Source organism: Pectobacterium brasiliense (assembly GCF_013449685.1).
Classification (GTDB): Bacteria; Pseudomonadota; Gammaproteobacteria; order Enterobacterales; family Enterobacteriaceae; genus Pectobacterium; species Pectobacterium brasiliense_A.
The window spans coordinates 23,958-50,243 of the sequence record NZ_JACDSF010000005.1; the positions used below are offsets into that span (position 1 = coordinate 23,958).

General features: G+C 49.5%; 24 protein-coding genes. 8 read left to right on the top strand and 16 right to left on the bottom strand.

The features are described 5' to 3' along the window. Nucleotides 1–44: 44 nt before the first annotated feature. Complete coding sequence (locus tag H0248_RS02175) at nucleotides 45–1,238, bottom strand: multidrug efflux MFS transporter (RefSeq protein WP_039312555.1); 1,194 nt, start codon at nucleotides 1,236–1,238, stop codon at nucleotides 45–47. Between the two features lie 394 nt (nucleotides 1,239–1,632). On the opposite strand from H0248_RS02175, the gene azuC reads away from it, so the two are divergent. Next, nucleotides 1,633–1,710: a stress response protein AzuC gene (azuC, locus tag H0248_RS22410; protein ID WP_225602203.1), complete on the top strand. Its 78-nt coding sequence runs from the start codon at nucleotides 1,633–1,635 to the stop codon at nucleotides 1,708–1,710. 102 nt (nucleotides 1,711–1,812) lie between these two features. Here the strand turns inward: azuC and H0248_RS02185 are convergent, their stop codons facing one another. The 5 genes from H0248_RS02185 to H0248_RS02205 all read right to left on the bottom strand — a co-directional run bounded on the left by H0248_RS02185 (nucleotide 1,813) and on the right by H0248_RS02205 (nucleotide 9,248). Beyond that, nucleotides 1,813–3,678 carry an Svx/AvrXca family virulence/avirulence protein gene (locus H0248_RS02185; protein WP_180784493.1) on the bottom strand — a complete coding sequence of 622 codons (1,866 nt, stop codon included), beginning with the start codon at nucleotides 3,676–3,678 and terminating at the stop codon, nucleotides 1,813–1,815. Nucleotides 3,679–3,862: 184 nt separating this feature from the next. Further along, nucleotides 3,863–5,179: a purine-cytosine permease family protein gene (locus tag H0248_RS02190; protein ID WP_180784494.1), complete on the bottom strand. Its 1,317-nt coding sequence runs from the start codon at nucleotides 5,177–5,179 to the stop codon at nucleotides 3,863–3,865. A 14-nt stretch (nucleotides 5,180–5,193) separates the two neighbouring features. Beyond that, nucleotides 5,194–5,883 carry a helix-turn-helix transcriptional regulator gene (locus H0248_RS02195; RefSeq protein WP_180784495.1) on the bottom strand — a complete coding sequence of 230 codons (690 nt, stop codon included), beginning with the start codon at nucleotides 5,881–5,883 and terminating at the stop codon, nucleotides 5,194–5,196. A gap of 676 nt (nucleotides 5,884–6,559) precedes the next feature. Continuing rightward, nucleotides 6,560–7,909, bottom strand: coding sequence for an enolase C-terminal domain-like protein (locus H0248_RS02200; protein WP_180784496.1), 1,350 nt, complete (start codon nucleotides 7,907–7,909; stop codon nucleotides 6,560–6,562). Beyond that, nucleotides 7,902–9,248, bottom strand: coding sequence for an MFS transporter (locus H0248_RS02205; RefSeq protein ID WP_180784497.1), 1,347 nt, complete (start codon nucleotides 9,246–9,248; stop codon nucleotides 7,902–7,904). The genes H0248_RS02200 and H0248_RS02205 overlap by 8 nt, the downstream gene beginning before the upstream one ends. A gap of 138 nt (nucleotides 9,249–9,386) precedes the next feature. On the opposite strand from H0248_RS02205, the gene H0248_RS02210 reads away from it, so the two are divergent. Together H0248_RS02210 and yjjJ are read left to right on the top strand one after the other, a co-directional pair. Then, nucleotides 9,387–9,554 (top strand): hypothetical protein, encoded by a 168-nt coding sequence (locus H0248_RS02210; RefSeq protein ID WP_240346009.1) that lies wholly within the window; start codon nucleotides 9,387–9,389, stop codon nucleotides 9,552–9,554. A gap of 108 nt (nucleotides 9,555–9,662) precedes the next feature. After that, nucleotides 9,663–10,967: a type II toxin-antitoxin system HipA family toxin YjjJ gene (gene yjjJ, locus H0248_RS02215; RefSeq protein ID WP_180784498.1), complete on the top strand. Its 1,305-nt coding sequence runs from the start codon at nucleotides 9,663–9,665 to the stop codon at nucleotides 10,965–10,967. A gap of 95 nt (nucleotides 10,968–11,062) precedes the next feature. Here yjjJ and H0248_RS02220 read toward each other — a convergent pair whose 3' ends face one another. From H0248_RS02220 to H0248_RS02240, 5 genes are all read right to left on the bottom strand, one after another. Next, entirely contained in the window at nucleotides 11,063–11,632 is a 570-nt protein-coding gene (locus H0248_RS02220; protein WP_180784499.1) for a fimbrial protein, read from the bottom strand. A gap of 27 nt (nucleotides 11,633–11,659) precedes the next feature. Next, nucleotides 11,660–12,694: a hypothetical protein gene (locus H0248_RS02225; RefSeq protein ID WP_180784500.1), complete on the bottom strand. Its 1,035-nt coding sequence runs from the start codon at nucleotides 12,692–12,694 to the stop codon at nucleotides 11,660–11,662. 17 nt (nucleotides 12,695–12,711) lie between these two features. Then, nucleotides 12,712–13,461: a fimbrial biogenesis chaperone gene (locus H0248_RS02230; protein WP_180784501.1), complete on the bottom strand. Its 750-nt coding sequence runs from the start codon at nucleotides 13,459–13,461 to the stop codon at nucleotides 12,712–12,714. Between the two features lie 37 nt (nucleotides 13,462–13,498). Beyond that, nucleotides 13,499–15,997 carry a fimbria/pilus outer membrane usher protein gene (locus H0248_RS02235; RefSeq protein ID WP_180784502.1) on the bottom strand — a complete coding sequence of 833 codons (2,499 nt, stop codon included), beginning with the start codon at nucleotides 15,995–15,997 and terminating at the stop codon, nucleotides 13,499–13,501. A 149-nt stretch (nucleotides 15,998–16,146) separates the two neighbouring features. Next, nucleotides 16,147–16,695: a fimbrial protein gene (locus tag H0248_RS02240; RefSeq protein ID WP_180784503.1), complete on the bottom strand. Its 549-nt coding sequence runs from the start codon at nucleotides 16,693–16,695 to the stop codon at nucleotides 16,147–16,149. A 690-nt stretch (nucleotides 16,696–17,385) separates the two neighbouring features. On the opposite strand from H0248_RS02240, the gene H0248_RS02245 reads away from it, so the two are divergent. Both H0248_RS02245 and H0248_RS02250 read left to right on the top strand, forming a co-directional pair. After that, the gene (locus H0248_RS02245; RefSeq protein ID WP_180784504.1) at nucleotides 17,386–18,153 is read left to right on the top strand and encodes a winged helix-turn-helix domain-containing protein; all 768 of its coding nucleotides are present in this window, start codon (nucleotides 17,386–17,388) and stop codon (nucleotides 18,151–18,153) included. Further along, nucleotides 18,140–18,610, top strand: a complete 471-nt coding sequence (locus H0248_RS02250; protein ID WP_180784505.1) for a FidL — start codon at nucleotides 18,140–18,142, stop codon at nucleotides 18,608–18,610. The genes H0248_RS02245 and H0248_RS02250 overlap by 14 nt, the downstream gene beginning before the upstream one ends. A gap of 120 nt (nucleotides 18,611–18,730) precedes the next feature. Here the strand turns inward: H0248_RS02250 and cueP are convergent, their stop codons facing one another. The 3 genes from cueP to H0248_RS02265 all read right to left on the bottom strand — a co-directional run bounded on the left by cueP (nucleotide 18,731) and on the right by H0248_RS02265 (nucleotide 20,550). Next, entirely contained in the window at nucleotides 18,731–19,282 is a 552-nt protein-coding gene (gene cueP / locus H0248_RS02255) for a copper-binding periplasmic metallochaperone CueP (protein WP_180784506.1), read from the bottom strand. A 214-nt stretch (nucleotides 19,283–19,496) separates the two neighbouring features. After that, nucleotides 19,497–19,898: a VOC family protein gene (locus H0248_RS02260; protein WP_180784507.1), complete on the bottom strand. Its 402-nt coding sequence runs from the start codon at nucleotides 19,896–19,898 to the stop codon at nucleotides 19,497–19,499. Between the two features lie 85 nt (nucleotides 19,899–19,983). Beyond that, complete coding sequence (locus H0248_RS02265) at nucleotides 19,984–20,550, bottom strand: TetR/AcrR family transcriptional regulator (protein ID WP_180784508.1); 567 nt, start codon at nucleotides 20,548–20,550, stop codon at nucleotides 19,984–19,986. 131 nt (nucleotides 20,551–20,681) lie between these two features. On the opposite strand from H0248_RS02265, the gene H0248_RS02270 reads away from it, so the two are divergent. Both H0248_RS02270 and H0248_RS02275 read left to right on the top strand, forming a co-directional pair. Next, a complete protein-coding gene (locus H0248_RS02270) occupies nucleotides 20,682–21,215 on the top strand; it encodes an HPP family protein (RefSeq protein WP_180784509.1) in 534 nt (177 codons plus the stop codon). Nucleotides 21,216–21,447: 232 nt separating this feature from the next. Further along, entirely contained in the window at nucleotides 21,448–22,587 is a 1,140-nt protein-coding gene (locus H0248_RS02275) for a methyltransferase (RefSeq protein ID WP_240346011.1), read from the top strand. Nucleotides 22,588–23,297: 710 nt separating this feature from the next. Here the strand turns inward: H0248_RS02275 and H0248_RS02280 are convergent. Beyond that, nucleotides 23,298–24,317, bottom strand: coding sequence for an alpha/beta hydrolase (locus H0248_RS02280; RefSeq protein WP_180784510.1), 1,020 nt, complete (start codon nucleotides 24,315–24,317; stop codon nucleotides 23,298–23,300). A 160-nt stretch (nucleotides 24,318–24,477) separates the two neighbouring features. On the opposite strand from H0248_RS02280, the gene H0248_RS02285 reads away from it, so the two are divergent. Continuing rightward, nucleotides 24,478–24,900: a MarR family winged helix-turn-helix transcriptional regulator gene (locus H0248_RS02285; RefSeq protein WP_180784511.1), complete on the top strand. Its 423-nt coding sequence runs from the start codon at nucleotides 24,478–24,480 to the stop codon at nucleotides 24,898–24,900. A gap of 128 nt (nucleotides 24,901–25,028) precedes the next feature. Here the strand turns inward: H0248_RS02285 and H0248_RS02290 are convergent, their stop codons facing one another. After that, nucleotides 25,029–26,216: an MFS transporter gene (locus H0248_RS02290; RefSeq protein ID WP_180784512.1), complete on the bottom strand. Its 1,188-nt coding sequence runs from the start codon at nucleotides 26,214–26,216 to the stop codon at nucleotides 25,029–25,031. Nucleotides 26,217–26,286: the final 70 nt, after the last annotated feature.

Here is a 26,286-nt window from a genome sequence, read left to right on the forward strand (position 1 = left end):
GAAGCATGCGGTTTTCATTGAATATCAATTACTTGACTGGGGCGTTATCCCTTTCCGCGCGGTTTCCTGAAAGCGAAAAAGAGTTGTAGCGTATTGCATAGCACCAGAACGGCGGTGATGACGAAAACCCAGCGGAAGCCCATCAGAGCGGACACGCCGGAACCCACCAGCGGCCCTAGGACGTTGCCCAGATACATGAATGACTGGTTATAACCGAAGATGCGGCCTGTCACCTGCTGGCTGCTGTATTTGACCAACAGCGCCTGCACGGTTGGCATCAGTGCGCCGTCGGCAAAGCCCAGCAGAAAGCGCAGGATGCCGAGCTGCGTAGGGCTTTGTACCATCGCCATGACCAGGAACAGCAGTACGCTGATCGCCAATGCGGCGATCAGGACACGATGTGCGCCGATCCGGTCGCCTAAACGGCCAAGTCGCGGGGCGGATAGCAGGGCGGACACGCCGGGAATCGCGGCAATCACGCCGCTGATAAAGGCAATATTGTCGGTGCCGGGAGCCAGATCGCGGATGAACAGGGTCAGGATGGGGCTGATGGAGCCGTTCGCCATCTGGATCATCATTGTCGTAATGAACAGGCAGATGATGAGCGCCGGATACGGCAGCGACGCGAAGACGGCTTTTCCGCTGAGCCGATTCTCTTTGGTGACCTTAACCACGCTCTCTTTAATCGCGAAAAGCGTAATCAGGAAGCTGGTAAACAGCATGCCACCGGTGATGAAAAAGACGATGCGCAGCCCGATGTAGTCGGCCATAAAGCCGCCGAATAGGGGGCCGAGAATGACGCCAGCGATCTGTCCGGTCGATAGCATGCCCAGCGCCCAGCCGCTTTTTTCACGCGGAACCTGTGAGGCAATCAGCGCCATCGCATTGGGAATGTACCCAGAGGTCAGCCCCATGAGCGTGCGCAGGATGAACAGGTGCCATACGTTGGTTGCCAACCCTTGCAACGACATCACGATTGCCATGCCGAGTGCGGCGCGCAGCAGCATGAGCTTTCGCCCTTTACGGTCGGCGAGGCTTCCCCACAGTGGCGCAACGGCGGCTGAGACGAGGAAAGACGAACTGAAGATCAAACCGGACCACAGGCTTAGCGACTCGTGCGAGTGAACGCCAAGCTGCTCAATGTACAGCGGTAAGAAGGGTAATATCTGGCTCATGGCCAGCCCAGTGAAAAAGCATCCTAGCCAGGCAGAGAAGAGGTTAAGTTTCCAGGTTTCCATGGGGGTCGGAACGGGCCTTCATCAGCGAATAACCAATAGCGAAACCGTAGTGACTGCGCGCGAAAAAGTGTGCTACCGACAGTGAATGGCGCTCAATTGATAACGGATAGTGACTAAAATTTCGTCTTTCATCATGAGCATAGCATAGCCAGCGGCGTATTGGTCACTGAGGGTAATGATTCGCAACAAAAGAAAATCAGCGTAGGTATAGGGTGGAGTGGGGGAAGGTAAATTTTATTGTGTGACTTACGTCACAAAAAAAGATGCTTTTGCTCAACAAAGGTGTACAATTCATCGCCATAAAGCGGGGCATTGCCATTAAGACACGTCATCGCTAAAAAGCCATTCCATCGCGTCATTAAATAACGAATTAAGTCAAACCAAGGTGAAAAAAGTGCGTAACTTCTTTAAAAAAATGCTGGCGGCTTACCTGAATACCTATAAAAACGTGCCGCCCGGCGCACTGTTCTAAATCTGTGCTATGCAAACAGGCCGCCATCATGGCGGCCTGTGTATTTATGGGGAGCCGAGAATCAACGTAACGTAGTTCTCGGTTCCCCTTTTTGTGGTGATATTACTTCGTACTGTAAACCGGCACCGCCGTTACTTCTGGCACCGCGTCAGTCAGGTAAGCACCCGCTGCGCTGCTTCTGACTTCATTTTCATCAATAAAACCATAGAATACGCCCTGTGATGCGGAAGCGCCGCGAATTTCCGCGTCCCCGCGCATCTGCGCATTGCCTGACAGCACAATGCCGCGCTCAAACGCACCCGGCCCCATGAAGACCGTATGCAGCCGCGCGTTATCGCGTACCACGGTATTGCCCTGTAGCACCGTCAGGCCGCCGACAACGGCGCGTCCTTCCACTGTCCCGCTCAGAATCGTTGCACGATCTTCAATTCTGGCGTTATCTCTCACCGTCCCGCCGATGACGCGCGCGTAAGGCCCGACGTAGGCGGTAGGGGCGACATTGGCTGCGTTGGATACCCAGCCGCCGCCGTTGGCGTGACGAGAACCGTTAGCGGTTGGGTTCGGTGCACCAGGCTGGCTGCCTTCCGGCCAGACGCCGGTGAAATCAGCCATCCACGGGTAGCGGTAAAGGGAATAGTAAGCCTGATCCCACTTGATCTTCTGCATTTGCGACGGTGTGCCCATGACCACCATGTAAATGCCGCGATCGTCCTGACGAATCGTGAAATTTTTCACCGTGGCAGACGCGCCGCGCTGCAATTCACTGTAGCGAGAAACGCCGTCCGAACCGATAGCGACAATCCCCCAACGCCAGTCGGAATTCGGCTGCGGCATGGTGGCCGGATCGTTTTTCAGCCCAGGGAAACGGGTAATGGCCGATTTACTCTGCACCATGCCACGGAATTTGACGGTAATTTGTGTCGCGCCACTTTCCGGAATCAGCCGGACGATATTGTAGCCCAACTGCTGCGGCGCTTGATCGAACGGTACGGAGAAGCGACGGAGGCTAGCGCTGGCACCAACAACCGGCTCAAGCGTCGTGGTTCTCAGCAAACGGTCGGCGTTATTCTGGTTGGGTTGTACCGCACCATAGCCGCCGTAGGTTGAGCGATAGAAACGGCCACGATCGAAACCGTCTGGATCGACGTAATCCCAGTTGACGTTGTGCATTGCCCAGTCGCCGAAGACGTCGTTGAATTCAGACTGGCTCCAGCCCATGTTGGTACGCAGAACGGACAATGGATCGGCAGTCGACTGACCGCTTTCGCCCCATTTCGGCGCTTTTGCCCACATATCGTTGATCGCGCCATAGCCAAAGCGGTTCTTCAGGTGTTCCATAAACTGCCAGTTGCAGTAACGGTTACGCGTTGAACCCAGATAAATATGCGAATAGTTGACCTGCATTTCCGAACAGTGTGCCGACGTACCGCGGAATTCATCCAACTGGTGCGTCATCCAATTCGCGTGGGATTCCCAAATCCAGCCAACGTAGTTATCGCCTGAACTCTGGAAGCCGCCGGTTTGCCCTTGCAGCGCATGGGTAAATTCGTGCGCCAGCCCCCAGTTATCCTTGAGTGACGCAGGGCCAATCCACATCCCCATGCTGCCACCACCCGCAACTCCCCCGCTGAGCCCAAAGGTCGGGTCGATGTGAATATTGGCTTTATATTTCACGGTCTGTTTGCAATAAGGCTCGGGGAACTCAATTTGTTTAATAAACTTATCCCAAATTTGTTCCAATTTCTGGCCTGCGGCGACCGCATCATTGCGGTTAACGTCGTTATTATTCCAGCGGAAGGCAAAGTGCTCAGTCTGGTATTTCACGGAAGGCATATCAGTGATGGAATTATCCACCTGCCAGTTGCCCGCGACACAAGCCTCAGCGGCGTTTGCCGTATTGACCATCAATGCGCCACTTAAAACGAGTAGACAGTTTAGTGGCGTGAGAAGTGTTTTTATTTTTGGCATAAATCCTTTTCCTAGCATGACTATTGCTAATCAGCCTTATTATTTCACGAGAGAGAATTCCTCGGTGATAGATAAGACCCCATCCCAAGGCCATCATGGCCTATTTTGCTTAAGTAAAAAACATATCGGCCTCTGTAAGAAGAGGCCGACTGGATTATAGATTAATTTTATCTTGTTACCTATTTCATTTTAAATTTTGGTTATGCACGAGTTTCCTAAAATAAACGTGTTTATTGGTGTAGTGCTTTATTATCCAATAAAGCAGGCTGGCCGCTAGTAACGAATTAAACGCCGGTACGCCCCACTCAAAGGCTAATCCGACGATAGCACCGGCAATGCTGGCAATAATAGCGGGCCAGCCAATCAGCGGCGTTTGCGCACTGTCGGGTAATTGGCCTTCGGCACGACTGGTTTCGAGCAATACTTTGTGGGTGCGCAAAATATAATAATCAACCAGCATCACCCCGATAATCGGTGGGAACAGTACGCCTAATAGCGTCAGGAAATCGATAAAGCGGTCAAGAATACCGGCAACAGAAAGCAGTGTGCCGATGAGTCCAATGACCAGCGTGATCGAGACATAGCGTAGTTTCTTCCCCGTGACGCCCTCTATGGCATTGGCGATTCCCAAAGAGGAGGAATAAAGGTTGATATCGTTCACACGCAGTGTCGAAAATATCACGGCAATCAGCCCGATGCCGCCAGCGGCCTGAGACATAATCGTCACAACATCTGCGGTATTGAGCGCACGGGCAATAATGATGGCGAGGCCATTCACCACAAATTCCCCGACGATAATCGACAGCATCGTCATCCAGAAAACGTGTTTTCCTTTTTGGGAATAGCGCGTCATATCGGGAGTAATTAAACTCGCGACGATACAGCCGCCTACAACCATCGTCGCGCCAGCGCTAATGGAAATGGCTTCACCGTTAGGTGCGGAGGCGAGCAGTTCAGCAATATTGTGGCCGGAGAGCGTCATGATCGAAATATAGCCGACGACGATAACAAACATGGGCACGGCGATTTTGGCCGTGAAGCGTAACGCCCTGAAACCAAAGGCAACCAGCAGCGTCAACGCAATGCCGGACAAGGTGGCAGACCAGCCAAAACCGAGCTTATCCGCCATCGCAAAGTTAAGCGCCTTGGCGAATACGGCATTCTGGACGCCGAACCAACCGATGAGGCTAACGGCGATCACCAGCCCAATCAGGACGGAACCAATACGGCCAAAGCCGCACCAGCGTGCGAGCAGGCTGCCCGACATGCCTTCTTTCATTCCCGCATAGCCCAGCCCTACGGTCACCACGCCAAAAATGGTGCTGCCAATGAAGATGGCGATGAATGCCTGACTTAGCGTCATAGAATGGCCGAGTACCGCGCCTAACATAAACTGGTCTAGCGCGGTTAACATGCCGATGTGCACTAATGCCACATTTAAAAAAGGCAGCCGGACACTCAGCGGAACGCGACTGACCGGGTAGTCATCTATTTTTTCCATGTAGATAGGTTTTCTTATATAAATTGAATGCCTTTCTCGATGAGAGAACGGGGAATATAACCGTCTACACCAAGGTTCCGACAAAATGCTTCAAACTGAGGTAGAGAGTGCGTATCGGTTTTTTGGTACATGTTATAGACTCTGTTCTCTATTGTTTTCGGTGAGACATTCATTTTTCGGGCAATTTCCTTATTTGAAAAACGCTGCAATAGCAAAAATATAATGTCGAGCTCTGCCTGTGTAAAAATATCGGTAGCGATTTCTGTTTGTAATACAGTGGGTTTTTGCTGATTGATATAGTTTAAGGGAGAACGCGAATCTAACTGTTTGGCACTCCACATAGTTCCAATACAGATCTTGTTTCTATCAAAAATAGGAATCTTTTCGCTAACACAAGGCGTGAGTGTTTTTTTTCCATACCAGTAATGTGTTTCGATCACTGTCACCCGTTTCTCACTATTCTCTGTCAGTCTGTCGTGTTCTTTTAAATCGTCGGAGAGTTCTGCCCAACTGGCAGGGAATTCATCATCAAAGCGCCCCTCGATATCAAATCTTTCCGGTGTCCCTGTATAAAAATAGGCCGCCTTGTTCATGTAAATATGCCGAGATGATAGATCCTTAATACCCCATGGTTCGCTTAAGGATTCGATCATCGTAATCAAATAATGAATGTAGTCAGTCATATGTTCCGCTGATGGTGACATTCTGTCCTCCTTGAGATACGGCATTAACTCAATGAATATTGAATCTTGGTTAAAATTATTTTGATTATTATTATCTTGCTAATTTATTGTTGTGTGGGTAATTCTGGTTCCATGATTATTTTTGTCAGGCAAGGGTGTTTTTTACCTTTTATGATTTTCTGTTATTGTGCTATAATTCAATGACACGATATTTTACGCTAATTATATGTCTCTAGTGTCACAAAATTAAGAAAATATTCGCCACACCAGGGAAATAATACCGAATCCTGTAAGGGATGGTATTTGGTCTTACATCAAAAAAATACATTATTTACACGTTACTTGCTGATTTTTAATCATTTTTATATCGTCATTTCTTCTGTGTCCATACCAAGGTGGAGAGTCTCGCTCGGCTCACGCCAGCTAAATGCACCACGGTTTCGCTGGCATTCCTTTCCTGCCGACCTCCTCTACCTCCTGTCTGTTGCAAAAGCCCTTCTTGCTGGCCTGTCGTCATGCAGAATGGATCACTCGCCTGATATTTACCCTTCATAGCATGGAGTCAACACTGTTTGTTTCCTGAATACATTAAATGATGTACGTTTTTGGTCGTGATGCGCTTTCTGATGATCGATAATGCTGTCTAAATCTTAAGTAAAACATCATCCCCCGCCGACAACATCGGCGGGGGATGTTATCAACGAACCAGCGATGGCCGTTTGGCGTTAAACGACCAGTTGGGGATTAAAAACTGCATACCGAGCGCGTCGTTACGGTTTTTATCCGGTAGTGACTGATAAAGCCGGTGCGCCTCCTCCACCCGTTTCCTGTTCAGCGTAATCCCTAATCCCGGCCCTTCCGGCAAGTGCAAATGGCCTTTTTCAATTCGCGGGGCTTCATGCGTGAGCTGCTGTCCATCCTGCCATATCCAGTGGGTATCAAACGGCGTGATGCGTTCGCCCGGTGCGGCTGCACCCAGATGCGCGACCATGGCGAGCGAGATATCGAAATGGTTGTTGGAATGGCAGCCTGTAATCAATCCCCATTCCTGGCATAGCTGCGCCACGGTGTTGGCATGGCGCATGGTCCAGAAATGCGGGTCGGCCAGCGGAATATCGATAGCGTTCAACTGGAGTGCGTGGTTAAGCTGACGCCAGTCGTTAGCGATCATATTGGTTGCCACGGGAATGTTAGTGGCTCGTCGGAATTCGGCGAGGGTTTCCCGGCCGGAATAGCCATTCTCTGCGCCGCACGGGTCTTCCAGATACGGTATTTGCCCCTGTAGCTCCCGCCCCAAACGTATCGATTCATCCAGAGACCAGCTGGCGTTGGGATCTACGGTAACCCGCGAGCCGGGGAAGTGACGCAGCAGCGCTTTTACCGTCTCGACCTCTTTTTCGCCGTGATGCACGCCGCCCTTGAGTTTGAAATCGTTAAAGCCGTAGAGATCGCTGGCGGCTTCCGCCAGACGGATCACGCCGTCGCTGTCCATGGCTGCCTGATGGCGCAGATAAAACCAGTCATGTTTTCCGGTTTCGCCGGGTAAGTAATTCATGTCGGTTTTCGTGCGGTCGGCGATGTAAAAGAGGTATCCGAGAATCGGAATCGACTCGCGCTGCTTACCGCTGGCCAGCAATTCTGCGACCTGAAGGTTTAAGAACTGCCCGGTCAGATCCAGTAGGGCGGCTTCCGTCGCGGCTACCGCGTTATAAAATTTCTCCGGGTTCATCTGTGGAATGTGAATGGCGGTGTTATCGCTCTGCCCGCTACTCAGGTTGCGCTTATCGCTTTTAAACAGCGTGCTCAACGTCGTGTTCAACTTGAGTAATGAGGTTCCCTCCACCTGTGGAATAAAATCGTTGAGCACCCCGAGCGTGCTGGAATGGCAGGGGCATTCTCCTACACCGGTATGGCCCGCGCTGTCCGTCAGCGTCACCAGAATGCGGGTGAAGTAGCAGTTGTGCGCACCGCCAATATTCAAAAGCATGCTGTCATATCCGGCGACCGGAATGACCTCCATTTTTTTAATGATAGGGCTGTCAGACATTTCGATGCTCCATAGGTTTGAATGAACTGGGCGGCGTGGTATGTGTGTTACGCAGCAATAAGAACAGGCCGGTCACGACGGAAACCGCAGTCAGGGAATAGAGCCCACCCGTTGTACTGCCGGTTTTTAATTCCAGATAGCCAAAGACGGTAGGTGCGACGAAGCCCCCAAGGTTGCCGATGGAATTGATCAGGGCGATCCCCGGTGCGACGATGGAGGCGGGCAGGTTGCCCTGTGGCATCGGCCAGAAGAAGGTGGCGCTGACCTTTGAACCAATGCAGGCAACGATCATGGCGAAGAAGCCGAACCACGGCGATCCGATCGTCGCCATAAACGTGCCGCAGGCGGCAATCAGCATGGCGACGCCCAGCGCTTTAGGTAAGTGTTGGCGATGTTTGTCGCTAAATTTGCCAACCAGGTTGATGGCGATAATGGCGCACAGCCAGGGGATGGCGGTAAGCAGCCCGATACCGAAACTGCTGAACCCCTGAATGCGTTGGATAATCTGCGGGAGCCAGAACACCAGCGTGTAACCCGTCATGGTCATGGTAAAGAAGATGGCACAGTAGAACAGCGTTCTGCGGTCCGTTAGTAAGCGCAGTTTTCCGGTGTTTTCCTGCTGTGCATCGCGTTCTATTTCTTCCTGCTGTAGCTGTTGCCCGAGCGCCTGCTTCTCTTCTGCGCTGAGCCAGCGGGCTTTATCAGGGCTGGATACCAGCACAAAGGCTGCCAGAATCCCGACCAGAATCGACCCCGCGCCTTCTAAAAACATCACCCATTTCCAGCCTGTGATGCCGAGGAAATCATGCATCATCAGGATGGCTCCCGTAATCGGGCCGGAGAAGAGAAACGCCCCTGCGCTGGCACTGAGGATCAGCGCTGTTGCTCGGCCACGCCAGGCGTTGGGCACCCAGAGCCGGAAGTAATACAGCACGCCGGGGAAGAAACCCGCTTCGGCTACACCGAGCAAAAAGCGGAGAACATAAAATTGTATCGGGCTGGTGACAAAGCCTGTCGCGACCACGACGGCTCCCCAGGTAATCATGATGCGTGTCAGCCATACCCGCGCCCCGAATTTCTTCATCATCAGGTTACTGGGGACTTCAAACAGCGCATAGCCGATAAAGAAAAGCCCTGCACCAAGGCCAAATGCCGCCGCGCTGATACCGGCATCGGTCTGGAGTTCTGCTTTTATAAATCCGATATTTGACCTATCTATCTGATTAATAATCAACATAATGGCCAGCATCGGGATAATACGCTTGAAGAATTTGGCAATGGCTGAGGCGAGATACGCCTCTCTGGTGTGGTTAGATGATTCGGTTGTTGTCGTTGTCATTTTTACACCTCGCGTAGGTAGGTTACGAAAGTGTTATAGAAAATGAGTGAAAGGAATAACCATGTGCAGATGCCCAGCATGCGTTGGGCTACTCCACAGTGGCGGCGAAAATGAAGGCGTCAGCGCGATTAGGAAAAAGTGAGAAAATATCACGTCTGCGACGGCGGTCACAGCCTGACGGGGGAGGCAATTAACTGCGTCACCCGCATGCACGATCTCATCCGTGAAGGATCGCAGTTTGTTATCGCGACGCACTCTCCGATCCTGATGGCGTATCCCGATGCCACTATCTTTCTGTTCGTATAGAAAGGCATCCTACGAAGATGACACGCGACAAAATAATTGATAAATTTCCTATTCAATTATCTATTAATTTACTTATTCATTTATCTATTCATTGAGTGATTTTTCACTATGACAAATCGATCTGATATGATACGCCAAATGTTACGCTCTGGGCCAGAGACTGTAATAAAAGTTACTGATTATATGGGGATTAGTCAGCCTACTGTTTCTCGTGCTTTAAAGGCGCTTGGTGATGATATTGTTCGAATTGGATCGGGTTCATCTATTCAATATGCTTTGCGAGACACTTTTCGTGGGTTTAGCTCTGTCCCCATTTACCGCATAACCGAGATGGGGCAAGTAACATCACTGGGCAAACTCATTCCGGTTCATCCAGATGGATTTGTCATGGAGCAGACTGGCAAAGTGAGTATCCATAGTGACGGGCTGCCTTGGTGGTTATTTGACATGCGACCGCAGGGCTATCTTGGACGAGCGTATGCATCAAGATATTCAGCCGAGCTTGGTTTGGCTCCTAATCCAGAAGACTGGGCAGACTCTGATGTTATTAGAGCCTTGCTAGCGCATGGGCACGATGCTGTAGGGAATCTACTGATAGGGGACAAGGCAAGAAACCAATTTGTGGAGATGCCGTTACCTACTCCCGTTGCTCGAGCCACAGCCTATCCCACGCTGGCATTGGCTGTTAGTTCCGGCGAGGTGCTAGGCTCATCTGCTGGAGGTGAGCAACCCAAATTTTGTACCTATACAGAACGCGGCCATGTGCTAGTGAAATTCACGGCTCTGGACAATAATCCCATAAGCGAACGCTGGCGCGACCTGTTACAGGCCGAACATCTTGCGTTAAAAGTGCTTGGTGTAGAAACAGAGGTGTTTGATTTTGGTGTACAGCGCTTCCTTGAGATCCCCCGCTTCGACCGCGTAGGCCCACTAGGTCGTATCGGTCTCTTTTCTTTACGAGCGCTGGAGGCGGAGTTTGTCGGCCGAGCCAGAGAATCTTGGCCCGTTCTGATTAATGAGCTGGTTAAACTGAAGCATGTTCATCCTGATGCCGCCATTGGCACGGCACGGCTTTGGGCGTTTGGGACGCTGATCGGCAATACCGACATGCACCACGGTAACCTGTCGTTCATTAGTCGCAATGGCCGCCCATATCACCTTGCGCCAGCCTACGACATGTTGCCAATGGGTTTTGCCCCTCGATCCGGTGGCGAAAGAGTCAATACACTTCGACCGGCGATACTACTTGAAGTAATCAGTGGAGAAATCTGGCGGGAAGCATTGGCGCTGGCAGAGAACTTCTTAGCGTTAGCCCGTGATTGCAGCCGCTTCTCTGCCAATTTTGACCCATGCCTTGCGGCGTTGCGTAGCCACCTTGATGAGGCGAGGTTGCGTATATCGCGCTTGGGATAATGACCCTGAATCGCAACTGATTCTAGACCACTGCGAATGAGTGACCGAGCCGCTGGTTTTTGGGAAAGCACATGGCGGCCCAGATCTGATTTTCGCTATAAATAGCTCAAGGTAAAATTCGCCGTTGCCATGAAATCGCCGGACTGAATCAGATCGTCGCGTATCTTTTCGATGCGGGCTGAAAAGGGAATGGTGTTGTCTCCGCTTTGCAGCACAATGTTGTCCGTGCTGCTGTTGATGCCGACCAGTTTGTTCGCATGATAAATGCCAATCGCAATGCCTTTGGCACCGGAAGGCGTATCCAGCGCCAGCCGTTTGGGCAAGAGCGGCTCTTCTTTGCCTGAAAAACGGATAGTGACGTTTTGGTAGGTATCCAGATTGCAGTCCGTGAGGTTAATCGTGAAGTCATGCCAGTCGCCGTAGCGATTGGCTTTTAACGTGCGGTCAGAGACTTCACTCATGTCCACGACAATCGCCTTGCTCTCCGTACTCACATTGCAGGCGGCGTTGACGACTAAAACGTGGAAGGTCACTTCGTGATCGTCCAGCATGGTCCTCTGCTGCGCAAAGGATGTACCTGAATACAGCGCGATGATGCCAAGTGTGAAGGCGAGTAGGGGGGCGCGCGACGTGGCTTTCGCTACCGTGTTGTTGTGCTTTATCATCGTTGCGATCTCGCGTAGGAAGACGGATTAATGATAATTAAACCGTAGGATAATATTTTTCTCGGTATCGCCTACCACTGCGGGGCCGGCGGCATAGAGCCGAGCCGTATAACGCCGTTCAACCTGGCCGCTCGATGCCGTCAAGCCGTCAACCAGACCGATGAACTGGTTAAACACCACGTTATTGCCGCTGCGCGTATCTTCGATCTTCAGCGTAGCGCCATTTCCCATGTTCATGCCGTCTATCCCGACGAGTGAATTTCCCCGCGACGAGGCGTCAAAGTTGATGTCCAGATCGAAACCCTTGCCGCAGTCTTCTCCGCCGTCGGTCGATACGTTGATGTGGAATTCTGTTTGTGCCAGCGCGTTGGCCTCCGTCCCTGACCACGCTCGGATCGTACCAAAATCGACATAGCTGTCGGGTGACACGTTGATTTTTGCGGCGCACTGCATAATGTCGATGCCATGTAGCCCTGACAGGCTTAAGCCATAATTGCTGTTGGGTTTGTTGTTGATGCCCCCCTCACCGTCAATCTGGAAGACGCGCAGCGAATCGACGCCCGCCGTGGTATCGGTGATATTTCCCGTTTTTTCGAGGTAGAGCTGCACCGTGACATTTAGCATGGTCGGGTTGGACGGCGGTGATAAGCCACTTGGACCCGGTGCGATCCACTGCCCTGTGGATATGCGGGATGCGGTGGTGCCACCGTTGGTAATCACCCCGAGATCCTGCCCGTTATAGATGATGCCAATCCCAACCCCTTGGCTGATGACCTTGCCTTCAGGATTGGGATAGAAGTAGGACATCTCACCCTGCGGGCGCACGGATTTATATGCCCAGCAAGCCAGGTTGCGGGTATAGGGTTTTGACGTCCACAGTCGGCTGCCAATCGGCAAGGTCGCAGGGATTTTTAGCGTACCGATATCCTCATAATCGTTTACTGGGCCGGTCACGCTGCCCAGCCGGCATTCCAGAGCGCTGGCGTTAAACGCCGTTAAGCAGAAAAAGAGCGGCGCGCAGAGGGTGACATAGCGATGTTGATGAACAGCTAACCAAGACATGGCGGATTCCCTGTGGCTTATTTACGGATGGCGGGCTGGCACTGGTTTTGTGCGCAGGTAAAAGGCAACTCCAGATGACCGCCGTAGTCATTGACGTAGTACAGATAGAAGCGATCGACCGTACCGTCATTCACCTCAACCGACAGCGTTGAGCGTGGCGCGACCATAAAGGCATTTCCCTTCAGCAAGCTGGCGGGGTTGGCGCGCGTCGCTTTGGGCTGTTTCAGGATGCCGCTGACCGTTATGTAGTACGGCGTGGGGTTTTCTACCTGAAAGGTGTTTCCTGTTTTGCGGACGATCAGTTTTTCCTGCCATATTTCGTCTTTGGCTGGTTTTACGCCCCGGGGGCGGAAGAACACCTTAATTTCAGACTGAATGGCTATCTGTAATACGTTGGGCTTGTCCGTCTTGGGTGGAATTTCCCGGACGTTAAGGTAAAACAGCGATTCGCGGTCGGTTGGCAATTGGCTGATTTGTTCTGTTTTAACCAGACGGATCAGGCTATATCCTTTCGCTTCGATGCGCTGTAACGGCGGCAGTACCATCAGCGGCGTCGTCACTTTATTGTGCCGATCGTCCGTCAGCCAGGATTGCGCCAGAAACGGATTCTCCGCATTTTGGTTCATCAACATGACCGTCGCCGATTGCTCCTCATCGTTAAAAATAACGCGGGTGCGATCGAGGCTCAGGGCGCTATAGGCTGCGGGCATCAAAAACAGACAGCCGATGAAGAATCCAACTGCTCGCTGATAAAATGTGTGTTTCATAACGTATTCTCCAGATTTTTCTCTTTCTTCGCGCCGCTTATTTACAGGGAAGCAGCAGGGTATCAAGGTGATTTAAGATGGCGGGTAGGGTGATGGCGCACTGTGTCCTGCCCTCCCAAATGACAGACAGCGTTTCGTCAGGTGACACGCCCGTGATGTAGGCCTGCCCGCCGTTGGTGATCATGGCGATATCGCGGCCTTTCTTGTTTTTGATCTGGGCAGCGAACGGGGGATTTTTGCCATCGGCCAGCGCGACGCGCGCCATGATTTTTGCCCCGCTCACCACGTCGAATTTACGGTAGCCAATGGCACCTTCGGTCAGCGTGCCCTGAACGACCGTCGTCACCGCTTCAATGTGTTGCGGTAATTTTTGAAGATCAATGCGGGTCGAGACGTCGTAGTAGCTGCTGGTGCCGGCAATCACGGCCAGGCCATAGCGGTTAGTCTCGACCTGACTACCGGTGAACGGCACGCCCGCTTGACCCGCATCGACCATGATGCGGGTGCCGCCCTGATTACCTTTCGGGTGTGCTGCGACGCCGTGGCGGGTGGCGGTAATGCCGCCGCGCAGCGAGCCGCTCAGGTAGGTGTAGCGATCCTGCTGCCAGGCGACGCCCGCGGTGGCGTCCGTCATCGATGCCAGATGGGTATAGTTGCCGCTCAGGTAGGTATTCTCTTTGCTATCGTGCCGAGTGCTCAGGTTCCAGGTGCGGCGCGGATCGGCGTTATTGGAATAGGTCAGCGCCTGATTGCTGCCGTCGTTATAGCGCCCCATGCTGTAGCTCAGGCGATCCTTCTCACCGAGCGGGATAGAAAAGCTCAGATACAGGCTGTCATCGGTACGGCGGTTGAATTCGGTGCGATAGGCCGAGAGATTCGCGGCAATGCCTTTAACTGCGCCGATATCGAAATATTTGTTCAGCGAAACCCCGTAGCGATCCTGCTCGGCTTCATTCCAATAGGTTTGGCGCGTATAGGTCACGTAGGTCGACAGCCCGCTCAGCAGGGGAGATGATTCCCGCGTCGCGAAATTTTTGGAGAGCGTGATGGTGTAGCGCTCTTTTTCATTGCGATAGCGGCTATCGAGATTCAGCGCATAGAGATACTGCGCCATGCTCATGTAGGTCTTTTCTGAAAAGCGGTAGCCCGCAAAACTGATCTGGCTATCGATCGAGTTGAAATATTTAGACCAGTTAAGTGAGAAAGCGTGCCCCATTTGCGATGCGGACGTTGCTGGCAGCGTCGCGCGTGACTGTGTGATATCCGCCGACAGCGCACCCAGCAGGTAAAGGTTTTTCCCGATGCCCGCTGACCAGGACTGATAGCCATCGGACAATATGCCGCCACCGTACACCGACCATGCGTTGGATAACCCCCATGAGGCTTCGGCGGCAGAAAAGGCTGGGCCTTGCAGACGATGGTTGGTATTTGAGGGTTTACCCGCGGCGAGTTTGTACTGCACGTGCCCAGGTCGCGTCAGGTAAGGCAGGTTGGCTGACTCAGTCTGGAACGTGGTCACCGTGCCGTCTTCTTCCGTCACGCGGACATCCAACGTGCCGCTGACGCCGTTTTTCATATCCTGAATGGCAAAGGGGCCGGCAGGTACGGTGGTTTCATAGATCAGCCTGCCATTTTGCGTCACGGTTACCGTCGCGTTGGACTTGGCGACGCCGCGAATTTCGGGCGCGTAGCCGCGCAGCGAAGGGGGAAGCATGTTCTCGTTATTGGCTAATGACACACCGGTAAAGCGATAGCTATCGAACAGGTTGCTGCTGAAATACATTTCACCCAGCTTGAGATCGGCTGAACGCGTTGGCAGCGGACGATAGGCGTAAAACTGATCCCATGAGAAGCTATCGCGATTCGCGTTGCGCGATTTTTGCAGAAAATAGCGATAATCGGCACGATAGCGCCAGGCTCCCTGATTAAATCCGGTGGTGCCGTAGCTGCTGAGATAGTGTGATGTGCCTCTGCCGTTGGTCTCACGACGCACGTTCCCGACGAGGTTGTAATCTAGCAGCGCACCGCCGATACCGTGGTCCCATTGCTCGGGGGGAATCCAGTTGCGATCGCTGTACGCCAGCCAGGCTTGTGGGATCGTAATATTCAGCGTTCCCATGCCTATCTGGTTAGAGACGGTGACGCCAGCAATTGGCGTCAGATCGACACATGCGCCGTTATTCCATAATTCGGCTTTGTTCCGCGCCTCTTTTTTCAGTGCCAGTTTATCGACGAGTTCGGGCGAGAGACAGGCTGTTGGCAGAGCGAGATGATTACCTTCTGGCAGGTAGTTAATCATCTGTTGCTGTATTTCACGCGCGTTGACTTTTATTGATAAAAGATAGGTACCGGGTGTGACGTATTCGGGATCGGAAAAATGGCTAAGATCAATATCAGTACGATCGTCGACATCCAATACGTTAACGTTAAATTCCGTTGCACTGAGCGATGTTGTATTCAAAGAAAAAATAAAAAAACCGTAACGAAATAACGCGGGTTTTATTTTTTCTTTGAACGTAATATTTTTCATTGCCATAGGAATAGGTGCTTGAAAAGATGTCGTGTTGTGGTTATCCATTCATGTATTTCGACATATGGAATGAATAGGATAATAGGGGAGGAAGCCTCCCCGTTTTTTACGGATACTCTGTTGTTAGCGCAATAGATTGTTAGCGCAATAGAATTTTATTGATAGGACACAACAAAATTAGCCGTGCTGGCGAAGGAACCTGTCGTGATGACTGGCGATTCTCCCTCCTGTGGCGTTGGCAGTTTGGCAACATAGGACGTGAAGGAGAAAATATTATCTCCATTTGCCAGCGGTGTAGCAGGAATAGCTGGTGTGGTTCCGTCGAATTTAATTTTTTCGCCGACGCTTTCTACGGCAATACCCACACCGGTTGCGCTGCCATTTAATGCCAGCAGTTCATTATTGGTGCCAGATGCTACGCCGCCGGAGAAAACAATTTTGGCACTGGTTGCGGTATCCAGACTGCAATCTTTTAATGTGATATCAAACGGTTTTATTTCTGACGTGCCGCCGTTTTCCAACACCGTTTTGCTGATTTCGCCAAAATCGATCGTTTGGTGCAAATCTTCCTGAGATACTGAGCAGGGCGTATCAATAATTTTTCCTTTAAACGTCACTGATCCATTATGTGAATCTGCGGCATGTGCGCCGACAGAAAATATCACAGAGATGAGGGATGCCAGGGTGATCTTTGATAATTTCATATTATGCTCTCTCGGTTGGTTACTTTATTTAAAAAATGAGTACGACTCGCCTGAATGTTCACGCATTCAGGCATAACGAGTAATGCCTTCTCTTTTGTCATGTCTTTTCTGACTGATTGGTGGCTCATCGTGTTTCATGCGGTGAATATATTTCCGCTTGCCTAACCAGCGACGCTGAAACTGGGGGTATCGTAGTGCTGAATGATTTTTCGGTCAAATATATTGAATTGATTATATTTATTTAGATTAAATGTTTTAAATTTACATTTATTTAGTTTTTTGTTCTGTTTTATTGTTTTTACGTTCCAGCGTGAAATTATAAGCTATAAATATAATTATCGAAATATTTTATTTAATTCAATGTGTTATTTGTTATTCGGTGTCTTTGATATGTGCTAGTGTGGAATATCTATTGGTCGGTAAAAATAATGAAATGTCTTTTTATTTATATAGATCTTAAATGAAGGGAAAATAATCTTTGACAATAAATAGGTAAGTTTTTATCCTTGCCTGAGATAGAGGCTGTGAATTGAGATATATGATTTTTTTGCTTTTATAGATAACGTATTTTTTTGTTGTGGCATGGTGGTTTTAAGACTATTCCATAAGTTTTATTATCATAAATGATGTATCTATCAGGCTGATTATAACAAACGAATAGCACTTCTTAATCTTGATGGAAAAGCACGTATGGTTTATTTGATTAATGACTTAATCATTTTTAATGAAGGAGAAGGAACGCTTGCATGGATAGAACGTGAAAATGAAGCAATCTCTCTGAGCTTTCCTATTTCTCGATTGCTCTGTTTGCTCATTGAGAATCAGGGGGTAACGCTAAGCCGCGATTTTTTGTTAAAGGAGGCACTAGAAAAACATGCGCTTTGCCCTTCCCTTAATAATCTAAACAACTATCTCTCTCTCTTAAGGAAGGTATTACGCGAATTTGACCTTGCGGATTCAATTGTGACTATTCCTAAGCTAGGTATTGTTTTTAACGTGGAAAGCATTGTTTCCTATCCAACGGCGGATGGAGGAGAGGAAGAAACGTTAAATCAAGGAGGTGAAAAGAACGTTGAAGAGGAGAGTGATGAAGAAAAAAAGCCCTTTTCTATAAAGCATCTCGCCACACCTGAGTCAGTAAAAAAACAACAATATATCCGGTTCCTTCTCATTTGGACAATGGTCGCTGGGATTTTCCTGCTCACGTTGGGAAACGTAAACCGTTTCCCTTATCGACACCTTGTCGACGTGAAGATGAGCGGGAGGTGCGATCTTTTTTATTTATATGACAGCGTGGATTATCCTCTCCCAACCGACTATGAAAACCTGTGTTCAGATAACATGTTATTCTTCCTGTCGAAAAAAATTGTTATATCTGGAATGCCGGATAAGAAAAGTGAAATCGTTATTTCCTGCAAGAAAGACGGGAATGGATGTGTGACTTATGTTAATAATTAAAGTCAGAAAGAAAATTTTTTGCACCATACTGGTGCTTTTTATTTCACTTTCTCTGGGAATTCTTTTTTATTTAAAAAGCAATTTATACAAAAAATCACTGGTGTGCCAGGGTGAAGTAAAGCTCTATGCGGAAGATCAGCAGATCAGAAAGGAATATAATGTCTATTTTTATCTCAATAAACAAAATAGAGCACTGGTTTTGGTCAACGGCTTTTACATTGGCGAGGATGGTGTACCCCTAACGATTCGGCGCACGTTCAGCTTTGATTCCGTGTGGGAGGGGAACCGTCTGGTGGTGAACAATATCGCGATGAGTAAGCATATCAACGATACTGCCCCCGATGAGGCGATCCCCATTCTGGCTGAAAATGATGTCATCCAGTTCGAAATGCTGACGAAGCATACCTATCTAATTAGTAACGTCCAATCAAAAATGGCTTGCAACATTCGCGATTAATGGGTGTTGGAACGGGTGTACACATTAATCGCTATGCAAGATGCGTTTCATAACACGTGTTGCATGAAATCATCAATATTTTCAATTGCCTGCTGAATCCGAATTCGCGACGGCTTTCTGCTACGCCTCTTTCAATGGTAGCGTCGTCATGCAGGTCTGACTGTCGTCATAGGTTGCAAACGGTGAGCTTGCCACGCGTCCCTGATAGGTCACATTAATCGTTCCTTCAATATTGCGTGGTAACCATACACCGACAAAGCCGTTCTGGTGGCTACTCAGTGTTTTTTGCACGATAACGTTACCCGATTTATCGGTGATTTTTACATCAAACGCGGTATTAGCGAGCTCGCCCTGACACCCAGATAAGCTGTGGTTAAAGCAAGGATGGGTTTGCTGAATATAAGGTGCGAATGAAAGATAGAATTTATTTCCCAGCGGATAGCTATACTGCTGCTGTCCATCGGATAATTTCAGCGCTTTGCTGGTAATCGACGCGCTGTAGGGCAGCGGTCTTGCCTGCGGTGATTGATCGATAACATCGACGATCTGCTCGACCGTTTTCCCCGCCAGCCCTTGTTTAGCCAGAAACGCGTTGGCGTCAGCTGTTGCTGCAAAACCTGAACCGCTTAATGTCAGACCGAGTAGCGCCGCCATCATCTTTAGCTTCATCATTATTTCCCCTCAATAGAATCATCATCTGGAATCACAGGTTATGACGTTACACCTTCCCCCTACGGGAAGGTCAAAAGACGGTGAGTATAGAAAGGTAAATTAATGTATTTACTGATTTTTTATTGATTTTGGTCAATTTTAAATCAGGGTGCGTGGCGGCGATGTCAGCGCTATTATTGATGTGGCGCATGCGTCAGGTGTTCTTCGGTCTCATTTACTGACCTGACCAGTAAAACTCGATGCGGATCCCGCTTGGCTCATAGCACATCATATGCATGGCCGGGCCACCGCTAGCCAGAGCGGGCGCGAATTCAATGTTGATGTTATGCGCTGATAATTTCTCAGCGATCTCAAACAGCGTCGCTTTGCTATCAACCTTAATGGCAAGATGATGCAAGCCAACATGACTTTTTCGATCAAACTGAACCGGCTCGCTGGTTTGTACCTGCCAAAGCGTGAGCATTATCGTTCCATCGCTGACAAAAATGGCGGGATAATCCTCTTTTCGTTTTACCTCTTTCCATCCCAGAAGCGAGGTAAAAAAGTGCGCGCTTTCTTCCAATGCTGATACCGTCAAACCAATATGGTGAACGCCTTGTGTAAGTGGTGAGTTCATGGTTACTTCCTCAATGAGAGATAAAGTTAATAGTGACTGCTTGTTCGTCGGTTTGTTTTACCGGTGTGTGATAGGCACCGAGTGATTACTGAGAAGGATGAGGGAAGGCTAACTGTCTCGCGTGCCGGCGATAAACATCGTCGCCGCGGGTTAGACCAATAAATTCTGCTCTCACGATCATCCCTTCAATAAACGTCATGATAGCTTCGATTTTGTCTTCTTTTTCTGGTTCTTCGGCAGTGAATATCGATAGCAAGAATGACTTGATCCAGGTTTTATGGCGCAAAGCCAGAGCCGTAATGGCTTCGTCTTGCCCTTTAAATTCAGCCAGCGCATGCATGAACATACACCCTTTAAAATTGACGCTCCTGAACCAGGAAAAATGCCAGTCCATCACGGCATCTAGACGACTTTCCGCATCGTTAGCGCCAGATATCGCGTTGGCTAACCCTTCCTCAAAGTGCGTATGTCGGCGAGCCAGCACGGCTTCAATCAACTTATTCTTTGAGCCAAAATGGCGATACATAGATGTTTTAGAGACTCCTGCCTTATCTCTAATTAAATCAACGCCAACGGCGGTATAGCCAAATTCATTAAACAGCGCTTCCGCGATGTCTAAAATGTGCTCTCTCTTGCCCATGATCTCTTTCATCGTTTTTCTTCATCAATGATTGGTTGTTTTTATGTGGACAGATCTGTACTCTTTGCTTGTTGTGTACAGATCTGTCCACTTAATCTAGCACAGCAATTTCATAACATCATGTTTTTTTATCGGGGATGACCATGAAGAGACTCAGAGGAGGTGGTGCTTTGCCACCAAAGCCAACATTTATCCAGTTAATGAAAGGGTTAGTGGGAGGAAGCATAGGGGTTCTGATCCTAAGCTATTTGGGACAGTCCAGCGGCGTACCTTGGTTGATGGCGCCTTTTGGAGCAACCTGCGTCATTTTATTTGCTGCGTCAGCGTCGCCATTCGCACAGCCAAGGAACGTGATTGGAGGACATTTCATTACGTCAGCCGTGGGTCTGATTGCTTTGTATGGATTCGGCGACACTCTCGTTGTGCTGTCACTGTCTGTTGGCGTAGCGATCATGCTGATGCAATATTTTCGCGCGGTTCACCCACCAGCAGGTGCCAACCCGCTGGTGATCATTTTGGCAGGGAAAAGCGCCGTGGGGTTTGAGTTCTTAGTCACACCCGTTCTATTGGGGAGTATTGTGCTGGTGGCGATCGCCGCTGTGATCAATAACTATGCCGAAGAAAGTCACTGGCCTGCGTATTGGCACGGTATTGGACAGCGTAAGCGCCAGCCCTGAGGTGGCTTGACTCAGGGATGAGTAGTCTTCAGTTATTTTGTATATTATTATTTTACACGGAAATAGTATGGAGATTGCCCACACTACATCTTTTCACCATAGCGAGAATCTTTTATTCATCGTTAATACCATTTTCTTAAAACAAAAGTGCCTTTTAAGCATGCCGCTTTAATCTCTTATTTATTCTGGCCGGATGGTAGATGGCTGATTACCGTTCGGCCAAACGGATGATATGTTTTTAGCCTCATTTCCGCATACTTTGCGTACCGTCATCAATGACGAGCTAGATCGTAAACTCATCCTCGTTATGAAATCAGAGAATAAAGGGAAATATATGAATTCCGCTGAGCATATTAAAAGTATTTCAGAAATCATGATGATGCCTTTGGCCGCAAAAGCATTATGCGTTGCAGCGGAAATAGGGATAGCAGATAAAATAGGGGAGCAGGGGACAACCATCGCTGAATTGTCAAAGGAATGTCAGGTGAGTGAAAAGAACATTTTTGATATTATCAAGGTGCTTGAGGTCTTTGGCTTTTTTGAAGTGCAAGATGAACGTATTATTAAAAATAATGCACGTTCAGCGCTGCTGATGTCGGATAGCATCAGTTCAATGAAGCATTTCTGTATGCTGTTCGGCAATGAATACTATCAGGGGTTTGATGGGCTATTGCATACAAGTCGTACAGGGGAGTCGGGGTTTAAGCAGGTCTTTGGGCTGACATTATATGAGCATCTGGCGCACTCCGCATCACGAGCAGACATTTACGATCTTGCCATGCGGGATTTATCTCGCCCGGTGGGATATGTGCTGGCTAAAGAATATGTGTCTCTTTTTAAAACGGCTGGCAGCGTTGTTGATATTGGCGGCGGGAGCGGCGTTATTCTGACTGAGCTTATAAAGCAGTATCATCACTTAACGGGTTGTCTTTTCGACATGACCGGTGTCTGTACCAGAAGCGAAAAGCGTGTCGCACAGCACTATCCTGAATTGAAAGAAAGAATGGTTTTCACTCCCGGCAGTTTCTTTGAGGCTATTCCTTCTGGTTATAATATCTATCTGCTTAAAAACATATTGCATAACTGGAACGACGAATTCTGCCTGAAAATATTAAAAGCCATCGCCCAATCAATTGGGCACTCAACGCTATTAATTATCGAACCTTTGCTAGAGCATGAGGAAACCTCACCAAGGTTATTGATGAATGCGCTTTTTCAATCCGTCATCTGCCAGGATGGCACGCGATACAGAACCTTGAAAGATATGGAAAATATTCTGACGTTAAGTGGGTTAATCATCGTTGGTACAAAGAAAATAACCACTGGCCATACGGTCGTTGAGATTAAATTAAACGCGGCGCCGCAGAGGTGAATATTGCAAATGCTCTATTTTTCTGTGTTTTTCTCATAGCTTTCTAATGACTACTGTTATTAAAACCATGTTATTAAAATCATGTTATTAAAATCATGTTATTAAAAACAGTATTGACACCGATTTTAAAATGCGTAGATTGGGATTACAGCAGTAAAGTTTCAGTCTGCTGTGATGTTAAAGACATCGAATATGCTCTTTAATAAATATTTTGCGATACAGGTCACGAAATATTTTTGTATGGGAATCGATGTTGAGAAAAATTCATACTCTCACTCGATGATGCTTTAAGGCCACGTAGTCAGTATCGACAATCGCAAAAATGGGGTGAAAGCGCGATGATGTAAGGCCATGATTTTGTTTTTATTGGTTGCGATTAGGTGTCGGTTTAGTGAGTGAAAGATATCGCAACGGGAGTAAGGCCACGCATCAAAGAGTCTATATCGCGATGGGGGATGTACTTGTTAATCTGCCATATCTTTGAATGGTGATAAGGTTGGCAGACTGTTTAAATCAGTAAATATAGGGAGGTTTAGCTCATTTTAGTACCCAATATTATCTGTTATAAACGTGTACATTTGAAGCAGTACCAATAGTAGTAAAATGTTATTAAGTCAATGAATGTTAAATCTTAAATCTGCAGTACCTTAAAAGCCTTGGCTAATATAGTCAGGGCTTTTATCATTTGGTGCCATTGCTACATCAAGCCGTTATTTCAGGTGTTTTTGCAACTCTGCGCCAGCCTGCTCCAGCGCGGTGATGACGGTCGGCTCCTCGCTCAGCGGATTCAGCAGGCCGTAATCATGGATCATGCCATTATAGCGAGTCACGGTCACGGGTACGCCTGCTGCATCCAGCTTACGCCCGAACGCTTCGCCTTCATCGCGCAGTACGTCCAGTTCTGCCGTCTGAATCAATGTTTGCGGGAAGCCCTTCAACTGTTCAGTACTGGCACGCAGTGGGGAGGCAAGAATATTGTTACGGTCTGCCGCACGGGTCGTGTAGTTATCCCAGAACCACTTCATCATATTTTTCGTCAGGAAATAGCCCTTTTCATACTGGTTGTACGACGCGTTATCGAAGTTCGCATCCGTTACTGGCCACAGCATGACGTTATAACGAATTTTCGGCCCGCCGAACTGTTTAGCCTGTAGGGCAACAGACGCGACCATATTGCCACCGACGCTGTTGCCGACCAGCGCCAGACGGCTACCGTCCACACCAATTTCCTGACCGTGCTTGGCTACCCACTGCGTCGCCTCATAAGCCTGATTGATGGCTACAGGGAAGCGTGCTTCAGGAGACGGGGTGTAATCCACGTACACCGCTGCGGCACCAGACGCCCTGACCAGATCGCGGATTAAACGCTCGTGAGTGGGGAAATCACCTAACACCCAGCCGCCGCCATGGAAAAACATGAACACCGGCAGCGTACCGGATGCATTTTCCGGCTTCACGATTTTCAGCGTAATAGCCTGACCGTTCACCTGGATAGTTTTTTCAGACATCTGTGCGGCTGGCAGTTTCACGCCCTGTTGCGCGCCGATAAGAACCTGACGCGCTTCCTGCGGCGTCATCTGCTCTATCGGTTTGCCCTTACCGGAATTCAGGACATCAAGAAATGCCTGTACACCCGCGGTCGGTGCTGGGGCATTGATCGGCTGCGCAGAAGCGACGGATGTCATAGATGCGAACACGGCAGAAGTCAGGAGGGTGGAGACGGTTTTCATGATGTTGGCCCTTTTTAAAATAGTGAGGTTGATAGGTTCGATCGGGGTGGTTTTAATAACCACGCGATTAAATCGCGTAAACAATACTTGCGTACAAGTTACTTTTGGTCAAACGTTATTTATAATTTTTTTTAAGCTTGTGAGTAACGGAGTATTTAAAATGAAAGAAAACAGTATCTTGGGTGAATTGCTGTGCTTCTCTCTGTATTCGGTCGCCAATGCACTGATCCGTCAGTATCGGCCGCTGCTGAAAGAATTCGATCTGACCTACCCGCAGTTTGTCGTCCTTCTGTCCCTGTACGATCAGGACAATATCCTGCTCAAAGAACTGAGTGAGAAAACGCTGTTTGATTCAGGCACGCTGACGCCGCTTGTCCAGAAGCTGGAAGCCAAGGAATTTTTAAACCGGGTTGCGGTTGCGGGTGATGAGCGGATGAAAAAGGTGGTGCTGACAGACAAGGCGCTTGCGTTGAAAGAACGGATCGTCGACCTGCCAAATCAGATGCGTTGCTCTATGCGTATGAACGATGAAGATCTGAATATGCTACGACAGCTTTCCAAAAATCTGCTGGAAGATTTATAGCTGGGTGGGGGAAAAGGTCGATTTCCTATCGAGGATTCTCGAATCGTCTGGTCGATTGGGTGGCGCTAATCGTTCAAAAGAAGGGTAAGTGACAAATGCCACACCCGCGCTGGGTGTGGCATTGCGTGTTATTGTGCGCGAACTCGCACGCCCGCAAAAACAATCACCATTGCTGATACCAGCAATAATCCGCTGCCAGCAAACACACCGCTGGCTCCGTTGAGGTCAAATATCACCCCGCCACCTGCGGCGCCCGCCCCGATGGCAAATTGGATCGATGCTACCAGTAAACCGCCCGCGCTTTCGGCTTCGTCCGGTACGGTGGTTGCAAGCCAGGTTGACCAGCCCACGGGAACCAGACCAAACGCAAATCCCCACATTGCCACCAGCAGACCATCCAGTATCGCCAGATGCCCAAAGGCCGCCATGGTCAGTGCCAGAACGCCCATCACAAAGGGCACAAGTGCCAGCGTCAGGCGTAAGTTTCGCGCCAGTAGATAACCGGCAATCGAAGTACCGACAAAATTGGCGAGGCCAAAGCCGAGTAAAATCAGGGAAATATTTTCGACGCTTGCTTGCCCGACGGTTTCCAGGAACGGGCGCAGGTAGGTAAAGAACGCGAAATGTCCGCTGAAGATCAGCACAGTTGCCAGCAGTCCGCCGATCATGCCCGGACGGCGCAGCACGCGAAGCAGTGTTCCCAGGCTGCCGCTGCTTTCCGGCTTCATCGATGGCAACACCCACAGCTGCCAAAACAGCGCCACAACGCTCGGCAGAATGCAGAGAATAAAGACGTTTCGCCAGCCAATCAAACTCCCCAGATAGCTGCCAAGCGGCGCGGCAACCACGGTGGCAATCGAAACGCTGGAGAAGATCACCGCCAGCGCTTTAGGCACTTTATCCTTGGGTACAAGATGCATCGCCGTGGCGGTGGACATCGCCCAGAACCCACCAATGGCAATCCCCAGCAGTAAACGCCCGAATAGCAGCATATGCAGATTGGGAGCAAACGCCACCAGCAGGCTGGAGATGATTTGCAGCACCGAGAAAAACATCAACACCCAACGGCGGTCGATGCTTTTGGTTGCCGATGTGATGAGCAATCCGGTCACCAGCGCGACCAGCGCCGTTGCGGTCACTGCCTGGCCTGCCATTCCCTCTGTAACGCCTAGACTTGCCGCCATCGGCGTTAATAAACTGGCTGGTAGAAACTCAGCCGTAATCAGGCCAAATACCCCCAGTCCCAGTGAATAAACGGCTCGCCAGGCGGGTTTTGCGGGCGCGATGGCCTCACTTGCCGCTATACATGAATTCATCTGTTGCTCTCTCGTTAGAAAAATGTGACAACCGTCACGAAGCATAGAGCGTTCCACATGGACGAGCTAT

Bases quoted from the DNA above. Each gene is read 5' to 3' on its own strand.
- H0248_RS02205 (WP_180784497.1), bottom strand. From the start codon at position 9,248: ATGACAACGACAACAACCGAATCATCTAACCACACCAGAGAGGCGTAT.
- H0248_RS02240 (WP_180784503.1), bottom strand. From the start codon at position 16,695: ATGAAATTATCAAAGATCACCCTGGCATCCCTCATCTCTGTGATATTT.
- H0248_RS02225 (WP_180784500.1), bottom strand. From the start codon at position 12,694: ATGTCTTGGTTAGCTGTTCATCAACATCGCTATGTCACCCTCTGCGCG.
- H0248_RS02200 (WP_180784496.1), bottom strand. From the start codon at position 7,909: ATGTCTGACAGCCCTATCATTAAAAAAATGGAGGTCATTCCGGTCGCC.
- H0248_RS02245 (WP_180784504.1), top strand. From the start codon at position 17,386: ATGGTTTATTTGATTAATGACTTAATCATTTTTAATGAAGGAGAAGGA.
- H0248_RS02195 (WP_180784495.1), bottom strand. From the start codon at position 5,883: ATGTCACCATCAGCGGAACATATGACTGACTACATTCATTATTTGATT.
- H0248_RS02285 (WP_180784511.1), top strand. From the start codon at position 24,478: ATGAAAGAAAACAGTATCTTGGGTGAATTGCTGTGCTTCTCTCTGTAT.
- H0248_RS02290 (WP_180784512.1), bottom strand. From the start codon at position 26,216: ATGAATTCATGTATAGCGGCAAGTGAGGCCATCGCGCCCGCAAAACCC.
- H0248_RS02275 (WP_240346011.1), top strand. From the start codon at position 21,448: ATGTTTTTAGCCTCATTTCCGCATACTTTGCGTACCGTCATCAATGAC.
- H0248_RS02280 (WP_180784510.1), bottom strand. From the start codon at position 24,317: ATGAAAACCGTCTCCACCCTCCTGACTTCTGCCGTGTTCGCATCTATG.
- yjjJ (WP_180784498.1), top strand. From the start codon at position 9,663: ATGACAAATCGATCTGATATGATACGCCAAATGTTACGCTCTGGGCCA.
- H0248_RS02185 (WP_180784493.1), bottom strand. From the start codon at position 3,678: ATGCCAAAAATAAAAACACTTCTCACGCCACTAAACTGTCTACTCGTT.
- H0248_RS02265 (WP_180784508.1), bottom strand. From the start codon at position 20,550: ATGAAAGAGATCATGGGCAAGAGAGAGCACATTTTAGACATCGCGGAA.
- H0248_RS02190 (WP_180784494.1), bottom strand. From the start codon at position 5,179: ATGGAAAAAATAGATGACTACCCGGTCAGTCGCGTTCCGCTGAGTGTC.
- H0248_RS02235 (WP_180784502.1), bottom strand. From the start codon at position 15,997: ATGGCAATGAAAAATATTACGTTCAAAGAAAAAATAAAACCCGCGTTA.
- H0248_RS02175 (WP_039312555.1), bottom strand. From the start codon at position 1,238: ATGGAAACCTGGAAACTTAACCTCTTCTCTGCCTGGCTAGGATGCTTT.
- H0248_RS02270 (WP_180784509.1), top strand. From the start codon at position 20,682: ATGAAGAGACTCAGAGGAGGTGGTGCTTTGCCACCAAAGCCAACATTT.
- H0248_RS02260 (WP_180784507.1), bottom strand. From the start codon at position 19,898: ATGAACTCACCACTTACACAAGGCGTTCACCATATTGGTTTGACGGTA.
- H0248_RS02220 (WP_180784499.1), bottom strand. From the start codon at position 11,632: ATGATAAAGCACAACAACACGGTAGCGAAAGCCACGTCGCGCGCCCCC.
- H0248_RS02250 (WP_180784505.1), top strand. From the start codon at position 18,140: ATGTTAATAATTAAAGTCAGAAAGAAAATTTTTTGCACCATACTGGTG.
- H0248_RS02230 (WP_180784501.1), bottom strand. From the start codon at position 13,461: ATGAAACACACATTTTATCAGCGAGCAGTTGGATTCTTCATCGGCTGT.
- cueP (WP_180784506.1), bottom strand. From the start codon at position 19,282: ATGATGAAGCTAAAGATGATGGCGGCGCTACTCGGTCTGACATTAAGC.